Origin of the sequence: Streptomyces sp. SID1328 (assembly GCF_009865595.1) — a bacterium.
Classification (GTDB): domain Bacteria; phylum Actinomycetota; class Actinomycetes; order Streptomycetales; family Streptomycetaceae; genus Streptomyces; species Streptomyces griseoluteus.
Genome location: NZ_WWKH01000471.1, coordinates 1 through 2271 on the forward strand (window position 1 = coordinate 1; position 2271 = coordinate 2271).

A 2271-nucleotide genomic window follows, 5' to 3' on the forward strand; every position below is an offset into this window, starting at 1 on the left:
GCGTTGTCGGGATCGCCCTCGTACACCCAGTACGAGGGCGACCCTCCGCCTTGCGATCGCACGCACCAGACGCCGCGAGCCCTGCCCTCCGGGCAGACGGCGCTACTTTGCGGACACGCCCTGGGGGCCGACTCGGATCGGCCCCCCAGGAGGGGCCTCAGGCGAGGCCGGGGCCCCGGACCGGGATCGACGTGAACGTCGGCGCGGGCGCCGGGTCCTGGAAGAAGTCGTTGCCCTTGTCGTCGACCACGATGAAGGCCGGGAAGTCCTCGACCTCGATCTTCCAGACGGCCTCCATGCCCAGCTCCTCGTACTCGAGGACCTCGACCTTCTTGATGCAGTCCTGGGCGAGGCGGGCGGCGGGGCCGCCGATGGAGCCGAGGTAGAAGCCGCCGTGGGCGTCGCAGGCGTCGGTGACCTGCTTGCTGCGGTTGCCCTTGGCCAGCATCACCTTGGAGCCGCCGGCCGCCTGGAACTGCTCCACGTAGGAGTCCATCCGCCCGGCCGTGGTCGGGCCGAAGGAACCGGAGGCGTAGCCCTCGGGGGTCTTTGCCGGGCCCGCGTAGTACACCGGGTGGTCCTTGAGGTACTGCGGCATGTCCTCGCCCGCGTCCAGCCGCTCCTTGATCTTGGCGTGCGCGATGTCGCGGGCCACGACCAGCGGGCCGGTCAGCGAGAGGCGGGTCTTGACCGGGTACTTGGTCAGCTCCGCGAGGATCTCGTCCATCGGCTGGTTCAGGTCGATCTTCACGACGTCCCCGGCCTCGTCCAGGTGCTCGTCGGTGGTCTCCGGCAGGAAGCGCGCCGGGTCCGTCTCCAACTGCTCCAGGAAGACGCCCTCGGCGGTGATCTTGGCGACGGCCTGGCGGTCCGCCGAGCAGGAGACCGCGATGGCGACCGGGCAGGACGCGCCGTGCCGGGGCAGGCGCACCACGCGCACGTCGTGGCAGAAGTACTTGCCGCCGAACTGCGCGCCGATGCCGATCTTCTGGGTCAGCTCGAAGACCTTCTCCTCCAGCTCCTTGTCCCGGAAGCCGTGACCGAGCGCAGAGCCTTCGGCCGGGATCTCGTCCAGGTAGTGCGCGGAGGCGTACTTGGCGGTCTTCAGCGCGAACTCGGCGCTGGTGCCGCCGACCACGATCGCCAGGTGGTACGGCGGGCAGGCGGCCGTGCCCAGCGAACGGATCTTCTCCTCCAGGAACTTCATCATGGAGGACTCGTTCAGGACGGCCTTCGTCTCCTGGTACAGGAACGACTTGTTGGCCGAGCCGCCGCCCTTCGCCATGAAGAGGAACTTGTAGGCACCGCCGTCGGTCGCGTACAGCTCGATCTGCGCGGGGAGGTTGGAGCCGGTGTTCTTCTCCTCCCACATGGTGAGCGGAGCCATCTGCGAGTAGCGCAGGTTGAGGTTCAGGTAGGCGTCGTAGATGCCGCGGCTCAGCGCCGCCTCGTCGCCGCCCTCGGTCAGCACGTTCTGGCCGCGCTTGCCCATGACGATCGCGGTGCCGGTGTCCTGGCACATGGGCAGCACGCCGGCCGCCGCGATGTTCGCGTTCTTCAGCAGGTCCAGCGCGACGAACTTGTCGTTGCCGGACGCCTCCGGGTCGTCGATGATCCGGCGGAGCTGGGCGAGGTGGGCGGGGCGCAGGTAGTGCTGGATGTCGTGGATGGCCTCCTCGGCCAGCTTGCGCAGCGCCTCCGGCTCCACCTTGAGGAACGTCCGCCCGTCCGGCCCCTCGACGGTGGACACGCCCTCGGAGGTCACCAGCCGGTACGGCGTGGTGTCCTCTCCCTGGGGGAGCAGATCGGTGTACGCGAACTCAGGCATCTCAGCCCATTCCTTCTTCGACGGACGGCGCCCGCCGACGCTGGCGAGCCTGTCCAGCGTAGAACCCGGCTCGGACAGTGCTGTGGTGAGGTAGGACTCACTTGCTTCCCGGCGGTGCCGGACGGGTGGTCCGGCACCGTCGTCCGGGAGTTGTCCACAGGCCCTAGTCGCGATCTATCGCGTTTCGGTACTCTGCTGTCGTGGACCTTCAGAAGCACGCGCAGCCCGCGGACACCGCCCCCCGCCCGGCCGACCTGCGCGCCTCGGACGCCGACCGCGACCGGGTCGCCGACATCCTCCGTGACGCCCTGGCCGAGGGCCGGCTGACCGCCGAGGAGCACGCCGAGCGGGTGGAGGGGGTGCTGCACACCAAGACCGTCGGCGAGCTGGACGTCTTCATACGCGACCTGCCGGCCGCGCACGAGCGCCCGGCGGCGCCCGCG

At 69.6% G+C, this 2271-nt stretch carries 2 protein-coding genes; one reads left to right on the forward strand and one right to left on the reverse strand.

The window, feature by feature from the left end; genetic code table 11:
• Positions 1–157 precede the first annotated feature (157 nt).
• Entirely contained in the window at positions 158–1828 is a 1671-nt protein-coding gene (locus GT030_RS14635; protein WP_161201487.1) for a fumarate hydratase, read from the reverse strand.
• A gap of 200 nt (positions 1829–2028) precedes the next feature.
• Between GT030_RS14635 and GT030_RS14640 the strand changes: the two genes are divergently transcribed.
• Positions 2029–2271: DUF1707 domain-containing protein (locus tag GT030_RS14640; RefSeq protein ID WP_161201488.1), on the forward strand; the 243-nt coding region annotated here is incomplete at its 3' end.